We start from the raw sequence: 23,373 nt of genomic DNA, 5'->3' as shown, positions 1-23,373 counted from the left end.
CCTCCCTTCAATTAAAACGGACCTTGAGGGGAGCCGACATGTGCCTCGAATCGCCATTTACACGCGCTGATTTTCTAAAGGCATCGACCGCGACTGGTCTTGGGACCGCCGCGGCACTGGCGCCGATAGCATCGTTTGCCGGAGCCGAGCAAATTGCGCAAGCCGGCCCGCGCGTCCCGATCAACGTTCGTTGGCTCGGCGGCGGTGTAACCGAACTATCGACCCCCGACAGCAAGCAGATCATGCTGGTCGACGCGTGGATCTGGAACAATGCCGGATACGATCGCTTTAACCTCAAGAAGCCGCCCGAGCTGTCCAGCGCAGCCGCATATGCCGATCATGTCGCTGCGCGCAAGCCGGAAGCGATTCTGGTCTTGCTCACGCACGACCACGGCGACCACATCGGCGACTATTTCGAGTTGCTGAAAACGCTACACGAACGCGGGCTGAATGTGAAAACGATGGGCTTTAGCGACCTGATGCGCTACGCACTCGTCCCGAAATTCAAAGAAGCCGGACTCGACGAAACGGCGATCGTCGTCAACAGCGGCGCGGGCGGCAATATCGGCGGCGTTGGGTCGCACGGTGGGATGCGCGCGGTCGTCGTTCCGGCTGTCCATTCAACAACGTTCGGCTTGCCGTCGATCGGCTTCGTCGCACAAATCGGCGGTCTGAACGTCTATGCGTCCGGTGACACCGACCTCTTCGGCGACATGGCGCTGATCGGACGGCGCTACAAACCGGATCTCGCGATCGTTTGCGTGGGGAACGGTGCGTTCACGATGGGACCCGCGGATGCCGCCGAGGCCGTGCGCATGCTGGGCGCGACGGTTGCGATCCCGGTTCACTACGCGCACAACGGTCTCGTGATAGGCACCGAAGCCGGCGATAAATTCGCAGCCGCGCTGAAACAAACTGCCCCGCGCGCACGAGCAATCGTAATGAAGCCGGGAGAGACGACGCAAGTTTGAAGCGGATCTTCGATCCGATTCACCGGTTCATCGAACTCGACGATGCCGAAATGCAGCTCGTCGGGTTGGTCGCGTTTCAACGACTCCGACGGTTGCGGCAGCTCGGGCTCGCATATCTTGCATTTCCGTCCGCCGAACATTCGCGCTTCACGCATGCACTCGGTGCGCTTGCCGTCGGCGAGCGCGTCTTTGCGACGCTCTGGCAGCATTCGTCGGAATTCTTTTCAGACGAAGCCGACTTCAAGAAGCAGCGCCGGCTGTTGCGGGCGAGCCTGCTTCTGCACGACATCGGACACGGTCCGTTCTCGCACGCTTGCGAAGCCGTGCTCGGCCGGCGTCACGAAACGCGGACGGCAGCCATCCTCGCGCTCCCGCAAGTTGATCGTGCGCTTGCGGACATGGAGCTGGATTCGTTCGAAGTGCTCTCGCTGGTCGCCGGGGGCGCGACGCGCTATCCGGTATTGCGCGAGCTCGTCAGCGGCCCGAACCTCGACTGCGATCGCATGGATTATCTGCTGCGCGACGCGTACTTTACCGGCGTCTCCGGCGGGAGCTACGATGTCGATCAGCTGATCGGCTCCCTGCGCATCCTCGACGTGCGAGGCGAGCCGTTGCTCGGCGTCGACGGACGTGGCGTCGTTGCCCTCGAGTCGTTCGTCTTGGCGCGCTACATGATGTTCGCGACCGTGTACTTCCACCACACGACCCGGATGTTCGAGCATGTACTACAAGAGGCGCTCAGCGAGCTTTGGCCCGACCCATCGAAGCTCGATCCGATCGACGAGTATCTTGCCTGGGACGATTTTCGTGTCTTCGATGCGCTGCGGACGGTCAACACGGAGTCAGCGCGGGCACTTCGTGACCGGGAGACCCCCTACGCTCTGATCGCCGAATTCACGGCCGAGCGGGACCTGACCATATTCGCAGCGCATGAACGGACATTGCGCGAACGCTGGGGAGACGCGATTTGGATCGATGCGCAAGAGGAGCTGCTGCACCGCTTACCGCTCGGCGTCCCGACGCTTTCCAGCCACCCTACGACTCCCACGGTTTGGGTCGGAACGCGACGCGGAATCGTCGACGCACGTGAGGCTTCCGATTTGATCGCAAAACTTTCAGGCAAGGCCTACTGGCGCAAAATCTTCGCCGACAAGAAACGCGTGCCGATCGATGAGGCGCGTGCCCTGTGCGGTGACATCGATGCGCGTTTGCGGCGCGAAAGTTTGCCGCTGCCCTTCGTCCGATGAGCCTCAAGCTTGCCCTCGGGCAACTCATCGTTGGGAGCGATAAAGCGCTCAACCGGCAAAATATTTCAGACACGACGATGACGGCGGCGCGTCATGGCGCGCGGCTTCTCGTTTTTCCCGAAGCATCAATGTTTGGGTTCGGCAAACCGAACGATCCGCTCGACGGCGCGGCCGAAACACTGGACGGAGCGTTCGTCTCGATGTTGCGCGAACTCTCACATCGCCACAACCTTTGGATTCTCGCCGGCATGTTCGAAAAGATCGAAGGCGCCAAGCACGTTTACAACACGCTCGTCCTTACCGGGGACGACGGCAAACTTCATGGTGTTTATCGAAAAATCCATCTCTACGATGCCTTCGGCTATCGCGAATCCAACCGCATGCGCGCCGGCGAGGGCGACACACTCGTGTTCATGCTCGACGGAATGTGCTTCGGCGCGATGACGTGCTACGATCTGCGCTTTCCGGAACTCGCGCGCGATCTCGTTCGCCAAGGCGCGCAAACGCTGCTCTTGCCGACCGCCTGGCTAGCAGGCCCGCTCAAAGAAATGCACCTTGCGACGCTGCTGCGCGCACGTGCAATCGAAAATACCGTTTATGTCGGCGCTGCCGATCAGTGCCCACCCGGCTATTGTGGCAACAGCGTGCTGTATGACCCGCTCGGAGTGTGCGTCATCTCACTTGGTGAGGCATCGGGTGTTGCGATCGGCGAGCTCGATCCCCATCGCGTCGCAGAAGCCCGTAGCAAAAATCCGAGCCTGGACAACGGTAGAATCGATTTGTACGCTCGGTGGAGCGAACGGAGTGCAGCAACGCCCAACAGGTAAGCGGGCGAGGTGTTGTCTTGTACACGTAGTTCTCTACGTGGTTCGGGGTATGGGGAGTTCTCGAAAGGAGCTCCCTCGGCAAATGAAACTTCGCACGCTGACTCTCACCTTGCTAACCGCGTTCGTGCTGACGACGGCATTTACGGCGACTGCCCAGCCGGCGTCGGCACAGGCTGCGTATGGACGCGCGAACGGAACGATCGCGGCTCGCGACGGGAGCAGCTTTACGCTGGGTAACGGCGAGACTGTCTTCATGCATCCGGGCACCGTGATCAATCCGACCGGAACAGATCTCGAACCCGGTATGAGCGTGGCGATCGTCGGACACTACAACGGTGATGGCACGATGAACGCCGACACGATCAACGTCGGTGCGCCGGCGAACTACTATCGTCAGCCGGCTCCCTCCTATCACAACGGTTGGTACGACCGCGATGGCAATTGGCACGAAGGTCGCGCCGCTAACGGTTGGTATGACTCGGGCGGTAACTGGCACGCGTATTCGAACGGCTGGTACGATCAAAACGGAAACTGGCATCCATAAGGAAAATCGCCCGGCACAAGCCGGGCGATTTTTTTCGTGCCCTAGATCTGGGCTGCGAGTTTCGCGATGTCGAGCGTCCCCATCCCCGTCGTCATGTCGTAACCGGGTAGCGCGGTGAACAGACCGTTCGCGCCGGTGATGACGTCATGGTACGGCCCCAACATGTCCGTTGGAGGCGTGCCCGTCGGCCCCGTGTCGGAACCGACGTACAAACTATAGAGACGTGGCGCGGCGAAGCCGAGTTTATTGCCCTTCGCCGTTTGCAGACGCGCATACGAGCCCATGGCGAGCGGCGACGAGAGGCTCGTTCCGCCGTAGTACTCTGCAGCGCCACCCATGAAGATCTGCGCGCCCGTATTCGGATCGGCGACCATCGAGATGTCGGGCAAGGATTTGCAATTGCACTTCCCGCCGATCGTCGCGATGCTGCTTTGCCAATACGGAGATGGCTCGAATTGCGAGATTCCGCCACCGCCCGCGTACCACGCGACCTCGCCGTCGTAGTTGCCCGCCGTGTCGGTCGTCAACGTCGTTCCACCGACGCCGACCACGTACGGTGATGCAGCCGGATATTCAACGAAGGGTGGACCCGCTGCCGGGACGCCGTTCGGCGCGCCGACGCCGCATGACGAACCTTGATCTCCGGTCGATGCGAAGAGCGTTTGGCCTTGTGCCGCGGCCTGCAAGAAGACTTGATCGTCCGCCATCATCGAGCCGTCGAGATACGCGAAGAACTCGCAGAGTCCGAGCGACGCGTTTCCGATCTTGGCGACGTCTTGCTCGGCCCAACGATTGAAGTCGAGGGCCAGATCGGAATCCGAAAGCGACGTCGTCACGTAGAAGTACAGGTGCTTCACGTTACCGGCAACACCGGTGGACGTTTGGGAATCCAGATCCCATTCGTCGGCGCCGGACGTATCGGTCGATGCCAGGCCAACCTGCACGATCGAGACGGGAACTTGCGGCAAGCCGTTCTGCTGTTCGAAGTAACGCAGATCGGTGATGACCGATGCGACGTTTCCTTCGGACATGACGGCGATCGTCGTGTTCGAACCGGTCGGCGTTGAGCCGGCGTCGTACGCCAGCTGGAAGCCTGTCGCATTATAGCTACGGATGCAGTTGGTCGTAACCGTAATATCGCAGGCGAGGCCCGGAGCTTGGTGATTCGGCGTCTTGGCGGGGACGTTGTTGAGTCCCAGTACCGAAAGTACGATTCCGCTTAGCGAGCTCGGAACCAGCGCCGGACTCGTATTCGCGAAGACATGCAGTCCGTTCCACGTGAATTGCCCCAGCGACGTATTGAACGCGGCCTGAATTACCCCGGGCGTACCCGTTGCCGAGACGAAAAGATTGTTCGGCTCGGCTGATACGTTCGTGAAGCCCTTGCTCGTAAGGTACGCCGTCACGGCGCTAACTTGACTCGACGTCGGTCCATAAGAAGCCGTAAATTGCGCTGGCGATAGAAACTGCCCGTACATCGAATCAGTCGGGTTATTGACGCGGGTCGCGACTGTTTGCGCGTCGGCGGCGTCGCGCAGCGCAAGCGCGACTGCAACATTGATTTGCGTCGTCGCGGGGACTGCACCAAGAGAAGTTGCGTTAAGGAGATTGAGGGCGACTGTGTTTGTTGCAGCCCATCCCGATGGTACGGAGATCGACTGCGCGACGCGGCTGAGTTGCGAGTTGCGTGGCGCCGAAGCTTGAGTCGTCGTTGTCGTCGACGATGCGGACATTCCGTCACTCGTCGTTGTGGGAAGCGAAGATGATCCACCGTGCGAGCAAGCTGCCAACGCCATGACCAGGAGGAGAGGCGCGAGAGCGCGAGTTTGCATACATTTACTCCCAAGCATGACGAGGGCTATGCTACCCATGTGCGCGAGCGTTACAGCGCTCGCTCGCATTCAGTGATCTCCGTCGCAGTGAGCAAGCGCCGAGATGTTTGTATACACGCCGGCTCGGGCAGGATGCTGGCATGAAAAGACACGCGCTCATTGCCACGCTCATGGGATCCGCGCTCACGCTGATGATGCCGTTTGTTGCTTCAGCGCAAAACGGTCAGTATGCGTCACGCGTCGGACTCATCACGGACGTTCAGGCAAATCAGGTTACGCTCGACAACGGTATGACGGTCTACTTGCATGAAGGCACGGTCATCAACCCAACCGGCGTGACGCTTTACCGCGGGATGCGCGTTCGCGTGTTCGGAACGCGGTATTCACACTGGCATCTTGACGCGCGTCGCGTCCAATTGATCGGCGCTCACCGCTAAATGAGCACGGCCGCCCGGGGGAGAACCCGGGCGGCCATGAAGATTAGACGACGCGAGGCCGCTCTCGCGATGGCCGGATTCGTTGCGGCCGGCGCGAGTCGAGCGAGCGCGCAAGGCTCGCGGCATCCGTACACGGTTCCGCACACGCTGCGCTACACGACGGCGTCGGATATCAACACGCTCAATCCGCTGCTGCTGCAAGATTTCAATTTGGGGCTACTTGGCAGCCTCACCATGGCATGGCTCGTCCGCTATGACTTCCGCAATCAGCCGGTACCGGAACTAGCTACGGTCGTCCCGACGCAACGTAACGGCGGGATCAGCGCGGACGGCAAGACGATTACCTTCCATCTTCGTAAGGGCGTCGTCTGGTCGGACGGCGCGCCGTTCGATGCGCGCGACTTCGTGTTCACATGGAAAACCATGATGAACGACGCGAACAACATCACAGACCGCAGCGGTTGGGATTTGATCACAAAAGTCGAAACGCCGAACCCGTATACGCTGGTCATCCACTTGAAGGAGCCCTACGCGGCCTTTTTGCCAACCTTCTGCGGAAGCGCCGGCGCAAATCCATGCATTCTTCCCGAGCACATTCTCGGCGGTCTTCCCAACATAAACAACGCGCCGTATAACAGCCTTCCCGTCGGGATAGGACCGTTCAAATACAGCTCCTGGCAGCGTACCGTTCAGATCGAGATGGTCGCCAACGACAAATATTGGCGCGGGCGTCCCAAGCTCGACAAAGTTATCTTCAAGGTCATTCCGGACCGCAATACCGTCGTCACCCAGTTGACGACGCACGAAGTCGACTTTTGGTATCCCTTCGGCGGTGCGTACCTCGATCGCATAAAGGCTATCTCCGGCGTGAAAATCCTGCGGCAGGCCGGATACATCTACAACCACATCGACATGAATCTAAGCCGCGACGTTTTCAAAGACCTCGCGGTGCGGGAGGCGTTGCGGTACGCGATCAACCGCCCTCTCATACGCGACAAAATCGGTCATGGCGTCGGTATTATCCAGGAATCGTTGATGGCGCCGACCCATCCAATGTACGATCCGCACATCGCCATTATTCCGTTTAATCTCAATAAGGCGAATAAGCTGCTCGACGGCGACGGATGGAAACGCGGAAGTGACGGCGTGCGCGCAAAGAATGGGTTGCGGCTTGCTCTCGTCGCCGCCTCGACAACCGGAACGCCCGACGCAGATTCACAGATCGAGCTCATTCAGGATTGGTGGAAACAGATTGGCGTCGATCTCGAAATCCACCGTTACGCTCCGCCGCTCTTCTTCGCGCCGTATGCAGACGGCGGGATCCTCTATAACGGGAAATTCGACGTCATCTTCTTTGCGTGGCAAAACGACGTCGTCGGCGATATGAGTAACGTCTTCTCATCGAAAGAGATTCCGCCCAACGGGCAGAACGACGAGCGCTACCGCAATCCGCAAGTTGACAAACTGCTCGCTGATTTTCGTCATACATACGACGTCTCGCGACAACGCGATCTTTCGTGGAAAGTCCAAGGACAAGTCGTGAAAGACGTCGCTACGATCGTGACGAGTTTCCGCGAAGACATGTACGGGTTCAACGACGATCTGCAGAACTTCCATCCGAACGCCGTGACGCCGTTCGATGACATGATGAACGTAGACATTTAGGTCGCCGTGAACAAAGACACGCTCCTCGGGCATGTCGCACGGCCCAAGCCCGGGCGCGTTCCCGTGAATACGCCCGTACAACGCGCATCAACGATCCTATTCGAGACGGTCGCGGATTTCGAGGCTGCGCAAAAGACGCGCGCAGAACGTGACGTGCTCTTTTACGGCACGTACGGTACCGAGACGTCGTTCGCGTTCTCGACCGCGCTCGCGGCGCTCGAAAATGCCTACGGAGCAATCGCCGTCTCATCCGGACTTGCCGCGATCATCGCAACGATCCAGGCGTTTGTCGGAAGCGGCCAGCATCTCTTGATACCGGACTCCGTCTATCATCCCGGGCGTATTGCGTGCGATGGCGTTCTCAAAGAGCTCGGCATCGAGACGACATACTACGATCCGCTGATCGGCAGCGGCATTGCTGAGCTCATCAAGCCCAACACGCGGCTGATCTACATGGAATCGCCGGGATCGATGACGTTCGAGGTACAGGACGTTCCCGCCATCGTCGCCGTCGCGAGATCCCGCGACATTCCCACGGCGATAGACAACACGTGGGCGACGGGCTACTATTTCAACGCGATCGCGCACGGCGTTGACGTGTCGATCCATGCCGCAACCAAATACATCGCCGGACATTCCGACGTAATACTTGGCGGGATCGTGACCAACGAGCGCTATTTCGCGCAAGTCCGCAGAGCCGTCGCGCAGCTTGGCTATACCGCGTCGCCCGACGATTGCTGGCTCGGGCTTCGCGGATTGCGCACGCTCGGTGTCCGGCTCAGTGCACATGCGAAACGCGCACTTGCGGTTGCGGAGTTCCTGAGTACCCGCCCGGAAATCGAGCGGGTTTTATATCCCGCGTTACCGGGAGCGCCGGGACACGCGCTTTGGAAGCGGGATTTCCAAGGAGCTACAGGGCTCTTCTCCTTCCTATTCAAACGCGAAATTTCCGAACGCGCAGCGATCGCGATGATAGAGCGCTTAAAGCTTTTCGGACTTGGCGCAAGCTGGGGAGGCTATGAGAGCCTGGTGCTTCTCAGCAGACCCGCGCGAACGTCGCCGCGATGGAAAGATGCAGGCGCAATCGTCCGCCTGCACGTTGGTTTGGAAGACCCGGTAGATTTAATCGAGGATTTGCGCGCGGCATTCACGACCTTGTGATGACCGTCACCGTATCCGGGAATGAGGTCCGCACCTCGCTCGCGCATACGTCCTCAGGGTGGTTAGCCGAATGATTTCTTTAGATGAAGATCGCTTGATGTCTGTGTGCGGCGGCGACAGCGATGCTGCTCTCGCACTGTTGCAGCTCGCGGCCGATTCGGTACGCGACCTGATTGAACGTATGCGCTACGCGCTCGACCAGGGCGATATCAACGAACTCGGTATCATCGCGCACGAGTTGCGCGGTTCGTGTAGCAGCGTCGGTGCGACCGAGATCGCATCACTTGCATCCGCGCTCGAAGACGAGCTCGAGATTCAGAACGCCACGACACTGGCTGCAGCACGCATCCAAGAATTCAATGAGGCGCTCGATCGCCTCGAATCCGCCGCGCGCGGTCTACGCCCTGCTACGGTGCCGTAGCCGGACTTCGAACCGACGCGATCCGCGTGTTGAGGCATACGACGTGCTCCATCTCGCGCGCTTTTCCCAGCGCCGAACGTAGCTCGGATTCCGAGGAGACGTCGAAACCGCGCGCCCCAAACCCGCGAGCAACTTCATCGTAACGCACGGCGCCGAGCATCGTGGCAACCGCGCGTCCGTATTTTTCCCGCTGCGTATGCCATTCGGCTCCCCAGCGATCGTCGTTGCCGACGACGACCGTAAGCTTGACGCCCTCGCGGACTGCCGTTTCGATTTCCGCAAGATGATAGCCGAAGGCCCCGTCGCCGACGAGCGCGACGATGCGACGCTGCGGCTGTCCGACTGCGGCGCCGAGCGCGAGCGGAAGCGCGCCGCCGATCGCGCCGAGCCGGCTGTTCCAGACGACTTGATTCGGGACTGCAGCCAATGCGAGCCGAACCCACTGACAAAACTCGCCGCCGTCGAGAATCACAAGATCATCGGACCCGAGCGTCTCGCGTAAGATCGCCCCGACATACAGCGGGTGGAGCGCACCACCGGACGGCGGCGCATTGTCGCTAGCACGATCCTCGACCGGACGCGCGCGCCGTTTCTCGGGAAGACGCGCAACGATCGCTTCGAGCGCCCGAGTAGGCTCGAGACGAAGGTGAACGTCCGGCTTGCGATCGTGCTGCGGATCGTCCTCGGCATCGATGAGCGCAACAGCTCCGTTCGAGGCAAGCGCCTCTTGCGAGAGAGAATGAACCGCAAAATCCGCCGGACCGATGACGAGAGCGAAATCCGCGCTCGCATAACCGCGCGTCTCGAAACGGTATTTCAAGTCTTCGGTGCCGCGCGGTGACTCCATGATGACCGGCCGAATTCCGAGGCGCGAAGCAAGCTCGTGCAATGCTGCCCCGGCTCGTCCGCGCGCCGCAGACGGTCGAACGATGACGACGGGCCTGCGCGCATTTGCGAGTCTATCAGCGATCTTCGCCAACAGTTGTACGTCGCCGTCCTCGAGAGAAGCGGCATTGGGGGCGCCGGGCAAGCTCGCGAGTGTCGTGCCAATGCGATTCGCACCTCTCGCAGCAATGTCAGCCGGAATCATCACGTGGACGGGACCGGGGATGCCGCTTTGCGCTTCAACTGCAGCGCGCACGAGGTCTTCTTCGATCGTGTCCACGCGCGCAAGTTTGTGCGTGCCTTTGCACACTTTCGAAGCGATCGTCGCCTGATCGAGATATTGAAATGCGCCGGGACGATCGCTGGTCGACGGCGGGCCACCGCTCAAGAGCAGAACGGGCAGCTCCATCGTTGCCGTGACGGCAACTCCGGTTAACGACGCAAGAAAACCCGGACCGCCTGCGACGAGCGCAACGCCAATCTCGCCCGTGGCCTCGCTCCAGCCGGCGGCCGCATATGCGGCAGCCGATTCGTGCCGCGTGTGCACGATTCGCACGTCTGCCGAAGCAAGGCCCTCGTACAGCGAGAGAATCTGATTTCCGGAAACGGAGAAAACCGGTCTCATGCAGGCCACCAATAAATCCCGACGATAGCAAATATCGTACCGCCCAAAGCCATGAGCGCAAGAGGATTGAAACGCAGCCAACGCAACGCGACGAATGCTGCGACCGCCACGATCCACGCCAAGATGCCGCCTTCCGCAATGCGAAAGATGCTGTAAAGACCGGCGAGGATCAGGCCGGCAGCGACCGGCGCGAGGCCACGCTCGACTGCTTGCTGCCACTTCGCATCGCGATAATGCCGCCAGATGCGTGCGAGCACGTACAGGATCGCCGACGTTGGCACGAAGATCGCCAGGGACGCGACGATCGCTCCGATGACGCCGTCGACTTGAAAGCCGATAAGCGAAACAAGCAACGACCCCGGTCCCGGCGCAGCGCGCGAAATTGCAAAAAGATCGAGAAACTGTCCCGCGGTCATCCAGTGATTGACGCTAACCGACTGGCGCTCGAGGTCCGCGATGATGCTCGCGCCGCCGCCGATCGTAACAAACGAGAGCGGCGTAATGACGCGCAGCAGCAGGGAGATCAGCGACCAGCTCATGCCGGACGCTGCCGATAGAACGCCCACGCAATGCTGAGTGGTGCAATGACGATGACAAGCTCAAACATCGACCAACGCAGCAAACCGATCCCGACGAACACGATCGCAACAATCGCCAAGGTGACCGCATCGCGCACGGCCGAGACCGTGACGCGCGAAACCATGTTGAGCGTCAGCGCCAGAGCCGCGGCAGCGACGCCGGCTAGCGCATGGTGGACGGCGGGATACTTGCCCCAATAACCGTACGCGATCGAGATCGGAATGATCACGATCAACGCGGGCACGATCATGGCGCAAAAGCCGACGATTGCCCCGAGCGTGCCGCGCAGCCGAAAGCCGAGCCACACCGCGAGGTTCACGACGTTGACGCCCGGCATGGCTTGGCAGATCGCGAGACTGCTCAGAAATTCCGATTCTGAGAACCAGCTACGGACCTCAACGAATTCCCGGTACATCCATCCTGAGAGACCACCGCCGAAACTCGTCAGACTGATTTTCGTAAAGACCAAGAAAATTTCGGCGAGCGAAACTCGCGGGCGATCTACCTCCACACTGTGGAAGACGATGAAATCGAAGCGGAGGTTGCTTAGAGTGCGGCTTGCGCAGCTGCGAGTCGCGCGATCGGAACCCGATACGGCGAGCACGACACGTAGTCGAGACCGACTTCGTGACAGAACTCGACGCTCGACGGATCTCCGCCGTGCTCACCGCAGATCCCGATCTTCAAATCGGGACGCGTTCCGCGGCCCTTGCCGATGCCTTCACGCATCAGCTCGCCGACGCCGACCCGATCGAGTACCTGGAACGGATCTTCTTTGAGAATCTTGTGCTGGAGATAGAACGGAATGAAGCTGCCTTCCGCGTCATCGCGGCTGTATCCGTAGGTCGTTTGCGTCAGATCGTTCGTCCCGAACGAGAAGAACTCGGCAATCTCTGCCAGCTTGTCCGCAATGATGCAGGCGCGCGGAAGCTCGACCATGGTGCCGACGTGGTACGTCAGGTCGACGCCGGCGTCGGCGATGATCTCATCGGCGATCTTTTTGACGGCATCCGCCGTCACGCGCATCTCTTCTTCCGTTCCGACACCGGGAATCATCACGTCCGGTCGAACGTCGACTCCGCGCTCACGTAACGCGACTGCAGCTTCGAAGATCGCGCGAATTTGCATCGCGTAGATTTCCGGATAAACGATGCCCAGACGGCAGACGCGCAGACCCAGCATCGGATTCTGTTCGTGCAGCTCGCGAACGCGCGCGAGAATCGCTGCCTTCTCCTGGTATTTCTTGCTGCGTTCGCCGCGTTTGATGCGTAGCTCCGTCGTCTCGACAAGCAGCGTCTCGAGACTCGGCAAGAACTCGTGCAACGGAGGATCGAGCAAACGGATCGTCACCGTATAGCCCGCCATCGCTTCGAGAATGCCCTTGAAGTCTCTACGCTGGAACGTCAGCAGCTTTTTGAGGAATTTTCCCCGCGCTTTGACATCTTTAGCCAAGATCATATCCTGCATGAACGGCAGGCGCTCGCGCTGCATGAACATGTGCTCGGTACGCGTCAGGCCAATCCCGGTCGCGCCTAGTTCTCGCGCGCGCTTCGCATCTTCGGGCGTATCGGCGTTCGCCCAAACGCCGAGTTTCTTGTATTTGTCGGCGAGCGCGAGAAATTCGTTCAGCCATTCCGGCAACTTGCTCGGCGGCGGGATGAGAGTTAGCTTCTTGAAGATCACGTTGCCGGTCGTGCCGTCGATCGTAATCTCGTCGCCCTCTTTGAGGCTCGCGCCGTTGAGCGTAACCTTCTTCGTGCGGAGGTCGATACGGAGCGCGTCGAGTCCCGCAACGCACGGTTTGCCCATGCCGCGCGCGACGACCGCAGCATGCGAAGTGGCGCCGCCTTTTGCGGTCAGCACGCCTTGGGCGGCTATGATGCCATGGACGTCGTCTGGGTTCGTCTCCGTGCGAACGAGCACGACTTTCTTCCCGGCTTTGGCGCGGACGACGGCGGTGTCGGGATCGAGAACGATCTCGCCCGTCGCAGCGCCCGGCGATGCATTGAGACCCTTGCCTGCGACTTGATATTTCTCGTGCGGATCGATTTGCGCGTGAAAGAGCTGATCGAGCGACGCGGCGTCGACACGTTTGAGCGCTTCGCGCTCGTCGATCGTGCCCTCGTGCAGGAAATCAAGCGCGATTTTGACGGCGGCTTCGGCCGAACGCTTCGCACTGCGCGTCTGCAGCATGTAGAGCTTGCCGCGCTCGACCGTGAATTCGAGGTCTTGCACGTCGCGGTAATGTGCTTCGAGTTTATTCGCGATCTCGACAAACTGCTTGTAGATCTCCGGCTGACTCTTTTCGAGATCGGTGATTTTTTCAGGCGTACGAATGCCAGCGACGACATCCTCACCTTGCGCGTTGCGCAGATACTCGCCGTACAGTTTCTTTTCGCCGGTGGAGGGATCACGCGTGAATGCGACACCGGTACCTGAATCGTCGCCGAGGTTTCCGAAGACCATACCTACGATGTTGACCGCGGTGCCCCAATCCTCGGAAATCTTCTGGAACCGGCGGTACTCGATCGCGCGCTTTGAATTCCACGAACGGAAAACCGCGCCGATCGCCATTTCCAGCTGCTCGTAAACGTCTTGCGGCGCTTTCTGACCGACGATGTGCTCGAACATCTTCTTAAAGCGCGCGTAGCAATCTTGAGCGAAGCGCACGTCGCCGGCGTTGCGCGCCAAACCGCGCACAGACGTATCGTTCAGGCCGAGGTTGAGGATCGTGTCCATCATGCCGGGCATCGAGACGCGCGCCCCGCTTCGCACGGAAACGAGCAGGGGGTTCTTGGCATCGCCAAAGCCCTTGCCGGTGCGTCGTTCCAGCTCGTGAATTGCGTCGTGGATAGCGTCCATGAGCCCCGCCGGCATCTTGCCGCCGAGCTTGTAGTATTCCAGGCACGCTTCAGTCGTAATCGTGAAGCCGGGCGGGACGGGCAGTCCCGCACGGGTCATCTCCGCGAGGCCGGCACCCTTCCCACCGAGCAGATCCTTTTGCGAGCCGTCGCCTTGCTCGAAGAAAACGATGAACTTAGAAGCGAGCGAACCCGCGGTCTGATCCAACGCTGTAGACATGCTCCTCCATTACCCAAGCGATATGAAAATAATTTTCCATCTAAGGGCACATTGTCGTCTATAGCTTTTGTCACTACGGAGACAAGAGGGGGCTCGATCACTAGGCTAGAGCTTGAGCTCGGTCCCCGCTCCAGCCAGCGCTCTCCGAATTGCCTCCGGGCCGGCACCCGCGACGATCGCGCGCTTGGCACCGTGCCGGAGAGCATCGAGCGCCGAATCGACTTTGGGGATCATGCCGCCGGCGAGTGAGCCCACTGTTCGCCACTCTTTTGCTTCCCCGGCGGTCAGCACGTCAATCGCCGAATTGGGATCCTCAATATGCCGAAGAATCTTCGGAACATCCGTAACTGCGACAAAAGCATCTGCTCGCAGCGCGCCCGCCAGCGCACCGGCAGCCGTGTCGCCGTTGATGTTGTAGGCGGTGCTTCCGTCGCGCGCGACACCGAGCGGCGCGACAACCGGAACGAAACGATGCTCGAGCAGCGCGTCGATAAGGGCCGGCCGAACTTCTTCAACTTCACCAACGAATCCGAGAGACTCGCCGCCCTGCGGCGGCGACTGACGTGCAATCAAGGTTGGACCATCCTCGCCGCTGATTCCAACCGCCGCGAGACCCAGTCCGCACAACGCGCGCACGAGCGCCTTGTTGACCGTCGCGCACAGCACGTACTCGACGACGTCGAGCGAGGCCCGCCCCGTCATACGAAGCCCGGCGATTCGCTTCTCGACAATCCCGCGTTCCTTGAGAGCCGCGTCGATCGCGGGTCCACCGCCGTGAACGAGCACGACGCGATGGCCTTCTCCGACTAGCGAGGCCAGATCCGCGAGGACCGGATCGGCCTCGAGGCCTTGCATCGCGTTTCCGCCATATTTAACGAGAAGCAGCATGTCTTTGCGCTTTCGGCGACCAAGCGCGCGCGACATGGCATCGCAATGGCAGCTTCATGGGCTTCCCGATGATCTTTCGGGAAAATCGTTCATCGACGTCGGGTGCTGGGAAGGCAACATCTGCGCAGAAGCTACGAAACGTAACGCCGCATCCGTACTTGGAATCGACTACTGCACGTCGCCGGATCTCGAACGCAATCAGAAAACATTCGGATTTGGATTTATTCAGCTCGACGTGTTTTCCGAGAAGCTCTTGGAGCTGCCGGAATTTGACGTCGTGCATTGCGCGGGTGTGCTTTACCACGTCGAAAATCCGCTTTCGCTGTTGTTTCGCTTGCGCAAACTGTGCCGCTCCGGCGGCTCGCTCTACCTCGAGACGACACTGTATCATGCGCCGACGAACGATCCGGTGATGGTCTTCCATCCGGATAACTCGCTCGACGACAATCCGTCGAATTGGTGGTCGGCGAACGAGGCATGCCTGTTCGAAATGCTGCGGGCGGCGGGATTCGCCGACACAACGGTGACATTCAAAACCCCACCGCCCCCCGCGGCGCCGACGGTCGGCCGCATCGGAGTTACCGCATGGTCCGCGAGTAGCCCGGACGACATCTCCCTCAAGCTGCTCCCCCGCCGGCCTTCCTATATGCCGAACGCCTCCGGACGCGGAAACCGGGCCGGAATCCGCCGCTAGGGCAAAGCCCTCTTGCATGATTATGCAGTCTTCCGTATAATTATGCAATCGTGATTTCCACCGTTCCCGTCAACCGCCTCCTCGGGCGCAGTCTGCTCCGCATCACCGACCTCAATCAGGCCGAGCTGGTGATGCTTTTGAATTTGGCGTCGCAGATCAAGGGGATGCCTCACCGCGAGCAACACTCGCTCTTGCCGGGACGCACGCTCGTGATGCTTTTCGAGAAGCCGAGCCTGCGTACGCGGATCTCATTCGAAGTAGGAATGAGCCAGCTGGGCGGCACGTCGATCTTCGCACAAGGCAACGAATTCGGCGTCGGAAAGCGCGAGACGCCCGAAGACGCGGCGCGCTCGCTCTCGCGTTATGCGAATGCGATCGTGATCCGCATGTACGATCACCCGATGCTGGAGCGTCTGGCAAACGCGTCAACTGTCCCCGTAGTCAATGCGCTGTCGCAAGCTGCGCATCCGTGCCAAGCTCTTGCGGATGTGTTCACGATTCGCGAGCGGTTCGGAACGCTCGAAGGCTTGCGCCTCGCATATATCGGCGACGGACGGAACAACGTCGCGCAATCGTTGGCGGAGGCAGCCGCGATGGCCGGGGTCTCCATTACGTTCGGCTGCCCGCCAACACATCGTCCCTCAGACGCTTTTCTTTCGAAGCTCGCAGAGCTCGGGAAAGCATACAATGTCACCGCGCGAGCGTTCACGAGCCCGGTGCGCGCTGTTAAAGAAGTCGACGTGGTCTATACCGACGTGTGGACGTCGATGGGCGACGAGCAATTCGCGGAACGAAACGCCGCTGCACTCCTCGGATATCAAGTCGATTCGAAGCTGATGAAAGCCGCCGCCTCGCACTCGATCTTTATGCATTGTCTCCCGGCGCATCGCGGTGAAGAGGTGACCGACGAGGTGATGGACGGGATTCAAAGCGTCGTCTTCGACCAAGCCGAGAACCGCATGCATGCTCAAAAGGCGTTGCTGCTCGCGCTACTTACAGACCTGAAGGGCTTTGAATTATGAAAACCAAGCGCCAGCGCGCGATTCTTTCGCTCATCGCGGCCAGGCCGATCCGGTCGCAAGAAGAGCTTGCGCATTTGCTCGAACAACAAGGCTACGAAGCGACGCAGGCTACCGTTTCGCGCGACATCAAGGAGCTTGGGCTCATGAAAGTCCCGCTGCGTAACGGAAACGGCCAACAATTCAAGTACGTCGAACCTTCGGCCGGACCGTCGTATTCGAGCCGTTTGCACCGCGTCGTCGCCGAGCTCGCGCTCAGCGTCCGCGGATCGGGCAACCTCATCGTCTTACGCACGCAACCCGGCAGCGCAATGATGCTCGCATCCGCGATCGACGCGAGCGAATGGCCGGAAATTCTCGGCACGGTCGCCGGAGACGACACCGTATTCGTTGCCGTCGCAAATCCCGAGCAGCTCTCCATGCTCGTCCAACGCTTCCTCGATATGAAAGGTCCTGAATCATGAGCCGCGTCGTCCTCGCCTACTCAGGCGGACTGGACACTTCCGTCCTTCTCAAGAAACTGATCGATGCCGGTCACGACGTGATCGCGATGACTGCGAATCTCGGCGAAAGCGACCACGTCACCGGCGAGGGCGCCGAAGCCGCGCTCGAAGGCGTGCGCCGCAAAGCGCTTGCGCTCGGTGCGAAGGACGCCGTTCTGCTCGACGTGCGCGAGCGTTTCATCCACGATTACTGCCAGCACGCGCTACGTGCGAACGCCCTCTACGAAGGAGTCTATCCGCTTTCAGCTTCGCTCTCGCGTCCGCTGCTCGCCGATCTGCTCGTGGAAACGGCCGAAGAATATCACGCCGACGCGGTCGCGCACGGCTGTACCGGAAAAGGTAACGATCAGGTTCGCATCGAGGTCGGCGTCCGCGCACGCGCACCGCACTTGAAATGCATCGCGCCGCTGCGCGACGAGCCGATGTCGCGCCCGGATGCAATCGCATATGCGCAAAAGCACGGCGTGCCGATTCCGCACACGCTCGAGCGACCGTTTTCCGTCGATGCAAACCTGTGGGGGCGTTCGATCGAAGCCGGCGTGCTCGAAAATCCCTGGAATGCGCCGCCGGAAGATGCATTCGCTTGGACGAGGCCGGCCGCGCAACAGCCGAACCAGCCCGAAGAAATCATCATTGATTTCACGGACGGCGTTCCGTCTTATAACGGGACCGGCGGCGCAAAGATGATGGCCCAGCTCAACGCCGTCGCCGGATTGCACGGCGTCGGACGGCTCGATGTGATCGAAGATCGCGTCGTCGGCCTCAAATCTCGCGAAGTCTACGAGTGCCCGGGCAGTCTCACGCTGATCGCCGCGAATAAAGCGCTCGAGCGTCTCGTGCTCACGCGCGACGAGCTACGCTTCAAAGCGACGGTCGACCAGAAATACGCCGAGATGATCTACGACGGACAGTGGTCCTCGCCGCTCCGCGCTGCGCTCAACGCGTTTAACGCACAAATCGCGCAGCGTATGACGGGGTCCGTGCGTATCGCGCTCTTCCACGGCCAAGCAGTGGTCAACGGCTCGAAGTCACCCTTTGCGCTCTACGACGAAGGCCTCGCCACATATGGTGCCGGCGATACCTTCAACCACGATGCCGCAACGGGCTTCATCGAGATCGTCGGTCTTCCCATTGCGGCTGGTGCTGGAGCAGTCGCGAAAGCGACGCTCGCGTGCACGACGTAAAAGTCGCGGCCGACTTACAATGGGGCGGCCGCTTTGCGTTGCCGCCTGATCCTCGGCTGCTCGCGTTTGGATCGTCGCTCGAAGATGATCTGGTGCTGGCGCCGTTCGACGTGCGTTGCTCGCATGCGCACGTAACGGCGCAGCTGCAGGGCGGCGTCATCGATCGCGAGGCGGCCGATGCGCTGTATGCGGCGCTCGATCAAATCGCAAGTGAGATCGCAAAGGGCGACTTCGTCGCGTTCGCGCGCAACGGTACGTTCGAAGACGTGCATGGCGCGATCGACGCACGCGTTCGAGGAATCGTTTCCAGCGCCGCCGGCGAAGCGCTGCACGCAGGACGCTCGCGCAACGATCAGGTTGCGACGACTCTCGTTCTCTACGCACGCGACCGCGCCGAGGAAGGCTTACGCCTTTGCACGGCGATCGCGCGACGTTTTCTGGATCTCGCGCAGACGGCGCTCGACGACGGCACGCTCTTGGCCGGAACGACCCATTGGCAACCGGCACAGCCGGTGCTGCTCGCGTTTTGGCTGCATGCCGCGAGTGAGGGCTTCACTCGCGCGGCACGCCGGTTCGAACGCGTGGTGCACGACGCATCGGAATTCTCCCCGCTCGGCTCAGGTGCACTTTCTGGAAGCTCCCTACCGCTCGATCGCGCTGCGGCAGCGCTGGAGCTCGGATTTGACGCCCCGACACGCAACGCGCTCGACACAGTCGGCGATCGTGACGTCGCACTCGATTTGCTCGACGCGGTGACACGCGCGCTGATTTCCGCGTCGCGTCCGAGTGAAGAGCTTGTAATCTGGTCGACGCCCGCTTTCGGCTACGCGCAGCTCGACGACGCGGCTTCGACCGGCTCGAGCCTGATGCCCCAGAAACGCAATCCCGATCCCTTCGAGCTGACGCGTGCCGCGGCGGGACGAGCCATCGGCACGCTCGCCGGTGCGCTCGCGACCGTCAAGGGGATCGCACTTTCCTATCATCGCGATTTACAGGAAACTAAATCGGCGATTCTCGACGGGACGGAACGCGGGCTCGCTGCACTCGAGGCCTTCGCGATCACGCTCACGCATCTCAGCTTCAATCACGCCAAAATGACGGCCGAGGCAGCGCGCGGATTCACGGTTGCGACCGATGTCGCCGACGCACTGATCGCACACGGAGCCACGGCCCGTGCCGCACACCGTTTTGTCGGCGAAGCCGTCGCGGCCGCAAAGGGCGACGTGATGTCGGACGCTGAGCTTGAGCAACTGCGCGCGTCCAGTGGAATAGCGGGACTTGCCGCGCCGCTTGACGCAGATGGGTGCGTCGCAGCCAAGCGTACCTCGGGTTCCACGCATCCGAGCATGGTCGCGGAAGCGATTGCATCAACCCGAAACGAGCTCAGCGAGTTGGAAGCGACAAAGGCATGACACGCGTTCATATCATCGGCGCCGCCGGTTATGGAGCGGGCGACGCTATCCATTATCTCGACCAGCATCCGAACGTTGAGCTCATCACGCTCGAAAGTCAGAGCAGTGCGGGGACGGCCGTGCGCGACACGTTCCGTTCGCTGCCGTACGTCGACCGCACGTTCGATCGCGCCGGTGCCGCACTCGAGGTGTGTCGCGCGGGTGACATCGTCATCCTTGCAGGCGAGTCTGAGAAAGCGCGCGAGCTTGCGCCCAAGTTCCTGGAGCTTGGCGCGCGTGTCATCGATCTCTCGGATGCGTTCCGCATGGCGTCGTTAAATCCGCAAGCCGTCTACGGTCTTCCCGAGCGCTACCGCGATCAGATTGCACGAGCACAGCTGGTTGCAAATCCCGGCTGCTATCCGACGGCGTCGCTCCTGGCGGCAATCCCGCTTGCACCCTTTGCGCATCGCATCTCGAATCTCGTCATCGACGCCAAGAGCGGCATCTCGGGCGCAGGTCGCTCGCCGAAGCTCACGTCGATGTACGCGGAAGTCGACGGCGACGTGCGCGCGTACGGCATTCCTTCGCATCGCCACGGCAAAGAAATCGAGCAGGAGCTGCGTGCACTCGGCATCGGCGTTCCGTTCGTCTTCACACCTCACGTCGTACCGATGACGCGCGGGATGCTCGTCGATGCCTACGCCGTGATGCGCGAGCCGATCGAGGAGAGCGAGATCCGCGGATCCTTTGCAAAATCGTACGCAACGAATCCGTTCGTCGAAATCCTCGACGCGCCGCGCGTTCCGTATCTTCCCGCACTCGCGGGGACAAACAACACGCAAATCGCAATCAGCGTTCGCGGCGGAGTCGTGCATGTGCTCGCAGGCAACGACAACCTCGGTAAAGGCGCCGCCGGTCAAGCGGTGCAGAATCTCAACATCATGTGCGGTTACCCTGAGGAGGCCGGACTTGGCGCTCGCATCCCAGTCGTCTGAATCGTTCCGGCTCGTCGACTTGCGCGGCGGCCTCGGTGCCGTTCCCGATGTGCGCTGCAGTGGCGTCATGTCGGGCATCAAGCGCCGAAAAGCCGATCTCGCGCTGATCGATCTGAGCGGCGAGCGCGTTTGCGCGGCCGTGATCACCACTAACGACGTCAAGGCTGCGCCGTTGATAGTCTCCAACGAACATCTTGCAACCGATGGTGATGCGATCCGCGCGATCGTCGCGAATTCCGGCTGCGCGAATGCGTGCACCGGCGAGCGCGGACTCACGGATGCCCGCGAGACCGCTTCGCGCGCTGCCGCGCTCATGGGCATACGCACCTCGCAGGTACTCGTCGCGTCGACCGGCGTCATTGGTGTTCCGCTTCCAATGGACGTCATGGGTCCCGGGCTCGAAAAGGCCGTGCGCGCGCTGCGCACCGGAAGCGAAGCTGCCCTATCAGCCGCAGAAGCGATCATGACGACCGATCACGTACCGAAGCTGGAGGCCTGCGCATACTACGACAACGGGTGCCAGACGCGCTTCGTCGTCGGTGGTATTGCGAAAGGCGCGGGGATGATCGCCCCCAACATGGCAACGATGCTTGCGTTCATCGCGACCGATGCGAGCTGCACGCGCACGTCATTGCAGGCGGCGCTCGCCGAAGCCGTCGATGACACGTTCAACATGATTTCTGTCGATGGCGACATGTCCACCAATGACTGCGTATACGCGTTCGCAAAACCGGGGACCGAGGAAGCGAGCCCGGGTTTGCGCGCCGCGCTGCACACCGTCTGCCGCGAGCTGGCGTTCGACATGGTCAAAGACGGCGAGGGCGCAAGCAAGACACTCACAATGCACGTCACCGGTGCCAAGAATGCGGCTCAGGCGCGGCAAATCGCGCGCGCGATCATCAACTCTAGCCTCGTGAAGACCGCGCTTTACGGAGAAGATCCGAATTGGGGACGCATCATCGCTGCGGCCGGAAGCGTCGGCTCCGGAATGCGCGAGGATGCGTGGTCGATCACGCTCGGCGGATCGCTATGGGTCGACCGCGGCGCGCTGGAAGTCCTCAGCGAAGCCGAGGCTCATGCATTGCTCGAGCATAAGTCAATCAAAGTTGGACTCGATCTCGGAATGGGCGAAGCCGAAGCAACCGGATACGGATGTGATATGACCCTCGAATACGTGCGCATCAACGCGCACTACCGCACGTGATCGCCCACTCAGGCGGCCACTCGCTCCCGGCGATCGACCACCCGCATCTGATGAAGAACTACAACCGTGCGCCGGTCAATTTCGTGCGCGGTGAAGGCGTCTGGCTGATCGATCAGAGCGGCGACCGTTATCTCGACCTCGTTGCCGGAATCGCGGTCTGCGCGCTCGGCCATTCGCATCCGGCCATCGTCGGCGCGATTGCAGCACAAGCCGCGACGCTCGTGCACTGCAGCAATCTCTACCATCACGAACCTGCGGGCGAGCTGGCGAACAAACTCGCCGAGATCTCGGGTTTCGATCGCGTCTTCTTCTGCAATTCCGGAGCTGAAGCGAACGAAGCCGCGATCAAGCTGGCGCGCAAGCGCGCGTTCCGTCTCGGACAAACCGATCGCAACGTCATCGTCGCGTGCACGAATTCGTTCCACGGCCGCACCATGGGTGCGCTTTCGGCGACCGACAACCCAAAATATCATGAGGGCTTCGGCCCGCTTCCCGGCGGTTTCAAGTTCACGCCGTTCAATGACATCGCTGCGCTCGAGGGCGCAATCGATTCGAAGACGGCTGCCCTGATCATCGAGCCAGTCCAGGGCGAAAGCGGCGTCTTTCCGGCAACGAACGAGTTTCTCCAAGCGGCGCGGGAGATCACTGCCAAGCACGGCGCGCTGCTGATTTTCGATGAGATTCAAACCGGGATGGGACGCACCGGGACGCTTTTTGCATTCGAGTACTACAACGTACGTCCCGACGTGATCACGCTTGCAAAGGCTCTCGCAAACGGTTTGCCGATCGGAGCGTTACTTTGCACCGATGCGGCTGCGTCGGCGCTGCTTCCCGGCGATCACGGCACGACGTTCGGCGGTTCACCCGTTCCGTGCGCGGCCGGGCTTGCGCACCTCAATCTGCGCGACCGCATGAACCTTAACGTTCATGTTGCCAACATGGGCCATATTCTGCTCTTGGAATTGCGTGAGATCGCAAATGCCGATCGTGAACGGTTCGGCGACCCACGCGGCATCGGCCTCATGGTCGGCCTTCCCGTCATGGAGCCGTTCTCCGCGAAAGACATCGTCGAAGCTGCGCTGAGCGAACACCTGTTGATCAACGCGGCCGGCTCGAATACGCTACGTTTCGTCCCGCCGCTCGTCATCAACGAAGAGGAGCTGCGCGAGGGCCTGCGCCGTCTACGGCACGTGATCGCGTCCACGCGGAAGCACTAA

General features: G+C 60.8%; 22 protein-coding genes. 16 read left to right on the top strand and 6 right to left on the bottom strand.

What is annotated here, in order from left to right:
- Positions 1-38: 38 nt before the first annotated feature.
- The 4 genes from VGG22_01260 to VGG22_01245 all read left to right on the top strand — a co-directional run bounded on the left by VGG22_01260 (position 39) and on the right by VGG22_01245 (position 3,589).
- Positions 39-971 carry an MBL fold metallo-hydrolase gene (locus VGG22_01260; protein HEY1726990.1) on the top strand — a complete coding sequence of 311 codons (933 nt, stop codon included), beginning with the start codon at positions 39-41 and terminating at the stop codon, positions 969-971.
- Positions 968-2,218, top strand: a complete 1,251-nt coding sequence (locus VGG22_01255; GenBank protein HEY1726989.1) for an HD domain-containing protein — start codon at positions 968-970, stop codon at positions 2,216-2,218. Before VGG22_01260 ends, VGG22_01255 begins: the two co-directional genes overlap by 4 nt.
- Entirely contained in the window at positions 2,215-3,045 is an 831-nt protein-coding gene (locus VGG22_01250; protein ID HEY1726988.1) for a carbon-nitrogen hydrolase family protein, read from the top strand. The genes VGG22_01255 and VGG22_01250 overlap by 4 nt, the downstream gene beginning before the upstream one ends.
- An 82-nt stretch (positions 3,046-3,127) precedes the next feature.
- The gene (locus tag VGG22_01245) at positions 3,128-3,589 is read left to right on the top strand and encodes a DUF5666 domain-containing protein (GenBank protein HEY1726987.1); all 462 of its coding nucleotides are present in this window, start codon (positions 3,128-3,130) and stop codon (positions 3,587-3,589) included.
- Positions 3,590-3,630: 41 nt separating this feature from the next.
- Here the strand turns inward: VGG22_01245 and VGG22_01240 are convergent, their stop codons facing one another.
- Positions 3,631-5,322, bottom strand: coding sequence for a S53 family peptidase (locus VGG22_01240; GenBank protein ID HEY1726986.1), 1,692 nt, complete (start codon positions 5,320-5,322; stop codon positions 3,631-3,633).
- Positions 5,323-5,561: 239 nt separating this feature from the next.
- Between VGG22_01240 and VGG22_01235 the strand changes: the two genes are divergently transcribed.
- From VGG22_01235 to VGG22_01220, 4 genes are all read left to right on the top strand, one after another.
- Positions 5,562-5,858, top strand: a complete 297-nt coding sequence (locus VGG22_01235) for a hypothetical protein (GenBank protein HEY1726985.1) — start codon at positions 5,562-5,564, stop codon at positions 5,856-5,858.
- A 36-nt stretch (positions 5,859-5,894) separates the two neighbouring features.
- Positions 5,895-7,523: a peptide ABC transporter substrate-binding protein gene (locus VGG22_01230; protein ID HEY1726984.1), complete on the top strand. Its 1,629-nt coding sequence runs from the start codon at positions 5,895-5,897 to the stop codon at positions 7,521-7,523.
- Between the two features lie 6 nt (positions 7,524-7,529).
- A complete protein-coding gene (metC, locus tag VGG22_01225) occupies positions 7,530-8,684 on the top strand; it encodes a cystathionine beta-lyase (protein ID HEY1726983.1) in 1,155 nt (384 codons plus the stop codon).
- 70 nt (positions 8,685-8,754) lie between these two features.
- Positions 8,755-9,105, top strand: a complete 351-nt coding sequence (locus VGG22_01220; GenBank protein HEY1726982.1) for an Hpt domain-containing protein — start codon at positions 8,755-8,757, stop codon at positions 9,103-9,105.
- On the opposite strand, the gene VGG22_01215 is transcribed toward VGG22_01220, so the two are convergent.
- The 5 genes from VGG22_01215 to argB all read right to left on the bottom strand — a co-directional run bounded on the left by VGG22_01215 (position 9,092) and on the right by argB (position 15,163).
- The gene (locus VGG22_01215; GenBank protein ID HEY1726981.1) at positions 9,092-10,615 is read right to left on the bottom strand and encodes a thiamine pyrophosphate-dependent enzyme; all 1,524 of its coding nucleotides are present in this window, start codon (positions 10,613-10,615) and stop codon (positions 9,092-9,094) included. The genes VGG22_01220 and VGG22_01215 overlap by 14 nt on opposite strands.
- Positions 10,612-11,154 (bottom strand): chromate transporter, encoded by a 543-nt coding sequence (locus VGG22_01210; GenBank protein HEY1726980.1) that lies wholly within the window; start codon positions 11,152-11,154, stop codon positions 10,612-10,614. The genes VGG22_01215 and VGG22_01210 overlap by 4 nt, the downstream gene beginning before the upstream one ends.
- Positions 11,151-11,663 (bottom strand): chromate transporter, encoded by a 513-nt coding sequence (locus VGG22_01205; protein ID HEY1726979.1) that lies wholly within the window; start codon positions 11,661-11,663, stop codon positions 11,151-11,153. The genes VGG22_01210 and VGG22_01205 overlap by 4 nt, the downstream gene beginning before the upstream one ends.
- Before the next feature lie 77 nt (positions 11,664-11,740).
- Positions 11,741-14,275: a pyruvate, phosphate dikinase gene (ppdK, locus tag VGG22_01200; GenBank protein HEY1726978.1), complete on the bottom strand. Its 2,535-nt coding sequence runs from the start codon at positions 14,273-14,275 to the stop codon at positions 11,741-11,743.
- A gap of 105 nt (positions 14,276-14,380) precedes the next feature.
- Positions 14,381-15,163 (bottom strand): acetylglutamate kinase, encoded by a 783-nt coding sequence (argB, locus tag VGG22_01195; GenBank protein HEY1726977.1) that lies wholly within the window; start codon positions 15,161-15,163, stop codon positions 14,381-14,383.
- Positions 15,164-15,167: 4 nt separating this feature from the next.
- On the opposite strand from argB, the gene VGG22_01190 reads away from it, so the two are divergent.
- Genes VGG22_01190 through VGG22_01155 form a run of 8 tightly spaced genes read left to right on the top strand, consistent with a single transcriptional unit; the run spans position 15,168 to position 23,373 of the window.
- Positions 15,168-15,857: a DUF1698 domain-containing protein gene (locus VGG22_01190; protein HEY1726976.1), complete on the top strand. Its 690-nt coding sequence runs from the start codon at positions 15,168-15,170 to the stop codon at positions 15,855-15,857.
- Positions 15,858-15,907: 50 nt separating this feature from the next.
- Complete coding sequence (argF, locus tag VGG22_01185) at positions 15,908-16,879, top strand: ornithine carbamoyltransferase (GenBank protein HEY1726975.1); 972 nt, start codon at positions 15,908-15,910, stop codon at positions 16,877-16,879.
- A complete protein-coding gene (gene argR / locus VGG22_01180; protein HEY1726974.1) occupies positions 16,876-17,340 on the top strand; it encodes an arginine repressor in 465 nt (154 codons plus the stop codon). Before argF ends, argR begins: the two co-directional genes overlap by 4 nt.
- The gene (locus VGG22_01175; protein ID HEY1726973.1) at positions 17,337-18,563 is read left to right on the top strand and encodes an argininosuccinate synthase; all 1,227 of its coding nucleotides are present in this window, start codon (positions 17,337-17,339) and stop codon (positions 18,561-18,563) included. The genes argR and VGG22_01175 overlap by 4 nt, the downstream gene beginning before the upstream one ends.
- Positions 18,551-19,975, top strand: coding sequence for an argininosuccinate lyase (argH, locus tag VGG22_01170; protein HEY1726972.1), 1,425 nt, complete (start codon positions 18,551-18,553; stop codon positions 19,973-19,975). Before VGG22_01175 ends, argH begins: the two co-directional genes overlap by 13 nt.
- Positions 19,972-20,952, top strand: coding sequence for an N-acetyl-gamma-glutamyl-phosphate reductase (gene argC, locus VGG22_01165; protein HEY1726971.1), 981 nt, complete (start codon positions 19,972-19,974; stop codon positions 20,950-20,952). The genes argH and argC overlap by 4 nt, the downstream gene beginning before the upstream one ends.
- Positions 20,927-22,156 (top strand): bifunctional glutamate N-acetyltransferase/amino-acid acetyltransferase ArgJ, encoded by a 1,230-nt coding sequence (argJ, locus tag VGG22_01160; protein HEY1726970.1) that lies wholly within the window; start codon positions 20,927-20,929, stop codon positions 22,154-22,156. The genes argC and argJ overlap by 26 nt, the downstream gene beginning before the upstream one ends.
- Positions 22,153-23,373 carry an aspartate aminotransferase family protein gene (locus VGG22_01155; GenBank protein ID HEY1726969.1) on the top strand — a complete coding sequence of 407 codons (1,221 nt, stop codon included), beginning with the start codon at positions 22,153-22,155 and terminating at the stop codon, positions 23,371-23,373. The genes argJ and VGG22_01155 overlap by 4 nt, the downstream gene beginning before the upstream one ends.

This window comes from Candidatus Baltobacteraceae bacterium (genome assembly GCA_036489885.1).
In the GTDB taxonomy this organism is placed as follows: domain Bacteria; phylum Vulcanimicrobiota; class Vulcanimicrobiia; order Vulcanimicrobiales; family Vulcanimicrobiaceae; genus JAFAMS01.
This window is presented reverse-complemented; position numbering and strand designations above follow the sequence as displayed.

Excerpts from the sequence above, each read along its gene's own strand:
- argB (HEY1726977.1), bottom strand. The coding sequence starts at position 15,163 with ATGCTGCTTCTCGTTAAATATGGCGGAAACGCGATGCAAGGCCTCGAG.
- VGG22_01245 (HEY1726987.1), top strand. The coding sequence starts at position 3,128 with ATGAAACTTCGCACGCTGACTCTCACCTTGCTAACCGCGTTCGTGCTG.
- VGG22_01240 (HEY1726986.1), bottom strand. The coding sequence starts at position 5,322 with ATGTCCGCATCGTCGACGACAACGACGACTCAAGCTTCGGCGCCACGC.
- argC (HEY1726971.1), top strand. The coding sequence starts at position 19,972 with ATGACACGCGTTCATATCATCGGCGCCGCCGGTTATGGAGCGGGCGAC.
- VGG22_01210 (HEY1726980.1), bottom strand. The coding sequence starts at position 11,154 with ATGAGCTGGTCGCTGATCTCCCTGCTGCTGCGCGTCATTACGCCGCTC.
- VGG22_01175 (HEY1726973.1), top strand. The coding sequence starts at position 17,337 with ATGAGCCGCGTCGTCCTCGCCTACTCAGGCGGACTGGACACTTCCGTC.
- argR (HEY1726974.1), top strand. The coding sequence starts at position 16,876 with ATGAAAACCAAGCGCCAGCGCGCGATTCTTTCGCTCATCGCGGCCAGG.
- VGG22_01250 (HEY1726988.1), top strand. The coding sequence starts at position 2,215 with ATGAGCCTCAAGCTTGCCCTCGGGCAACTCATCGTTGGGAGCGATAAA.
- VGG22_01235 (HEY1726985.1), top strand. The coding sequence starts at position 5,562 with ATGAAAAGACACGCGCTCATTGCCACGCTCATGGGATCCGCGCTCACG.
- VGG22_01230 (HEY1726984.1), top strand. The coding sequence starts at position 5,895 with ATGAAGATTAGACGACGCGAGGCCGCTCTCGCGATGGCCGGATTCGTT.
- ppdK (HEY1726978.1), bottom strand. The coding sequence starts at position 14,275 with ATGTCTACAGCGTTGGATCAGACCGCGGGTTCGCTCGCTTCTAAGTTC.
- VGG22_01220 (HEY1726982.1), top strand. The coding sequence starts at position 8,755 with ATGATTTCTTTAGATGAAGATCGCTTGATGTCTGTGTGCGGCGGCGAC.
- VGG22_01260 (HEY1726990.1), top strand. The coding sequence starts at position 39 with ATGTGCCTCGAATCGCCATTTACACGCGCTGATTTTCTAAAGGCATCG.
- VGG22_01215 (HEY1726981.1), bottom strand. The coding sequence starts at position 10,615 with ATGAGACCGGTTTTCTCCGTTTCCGGAAATCAGATTCTCTCGCTGTAC.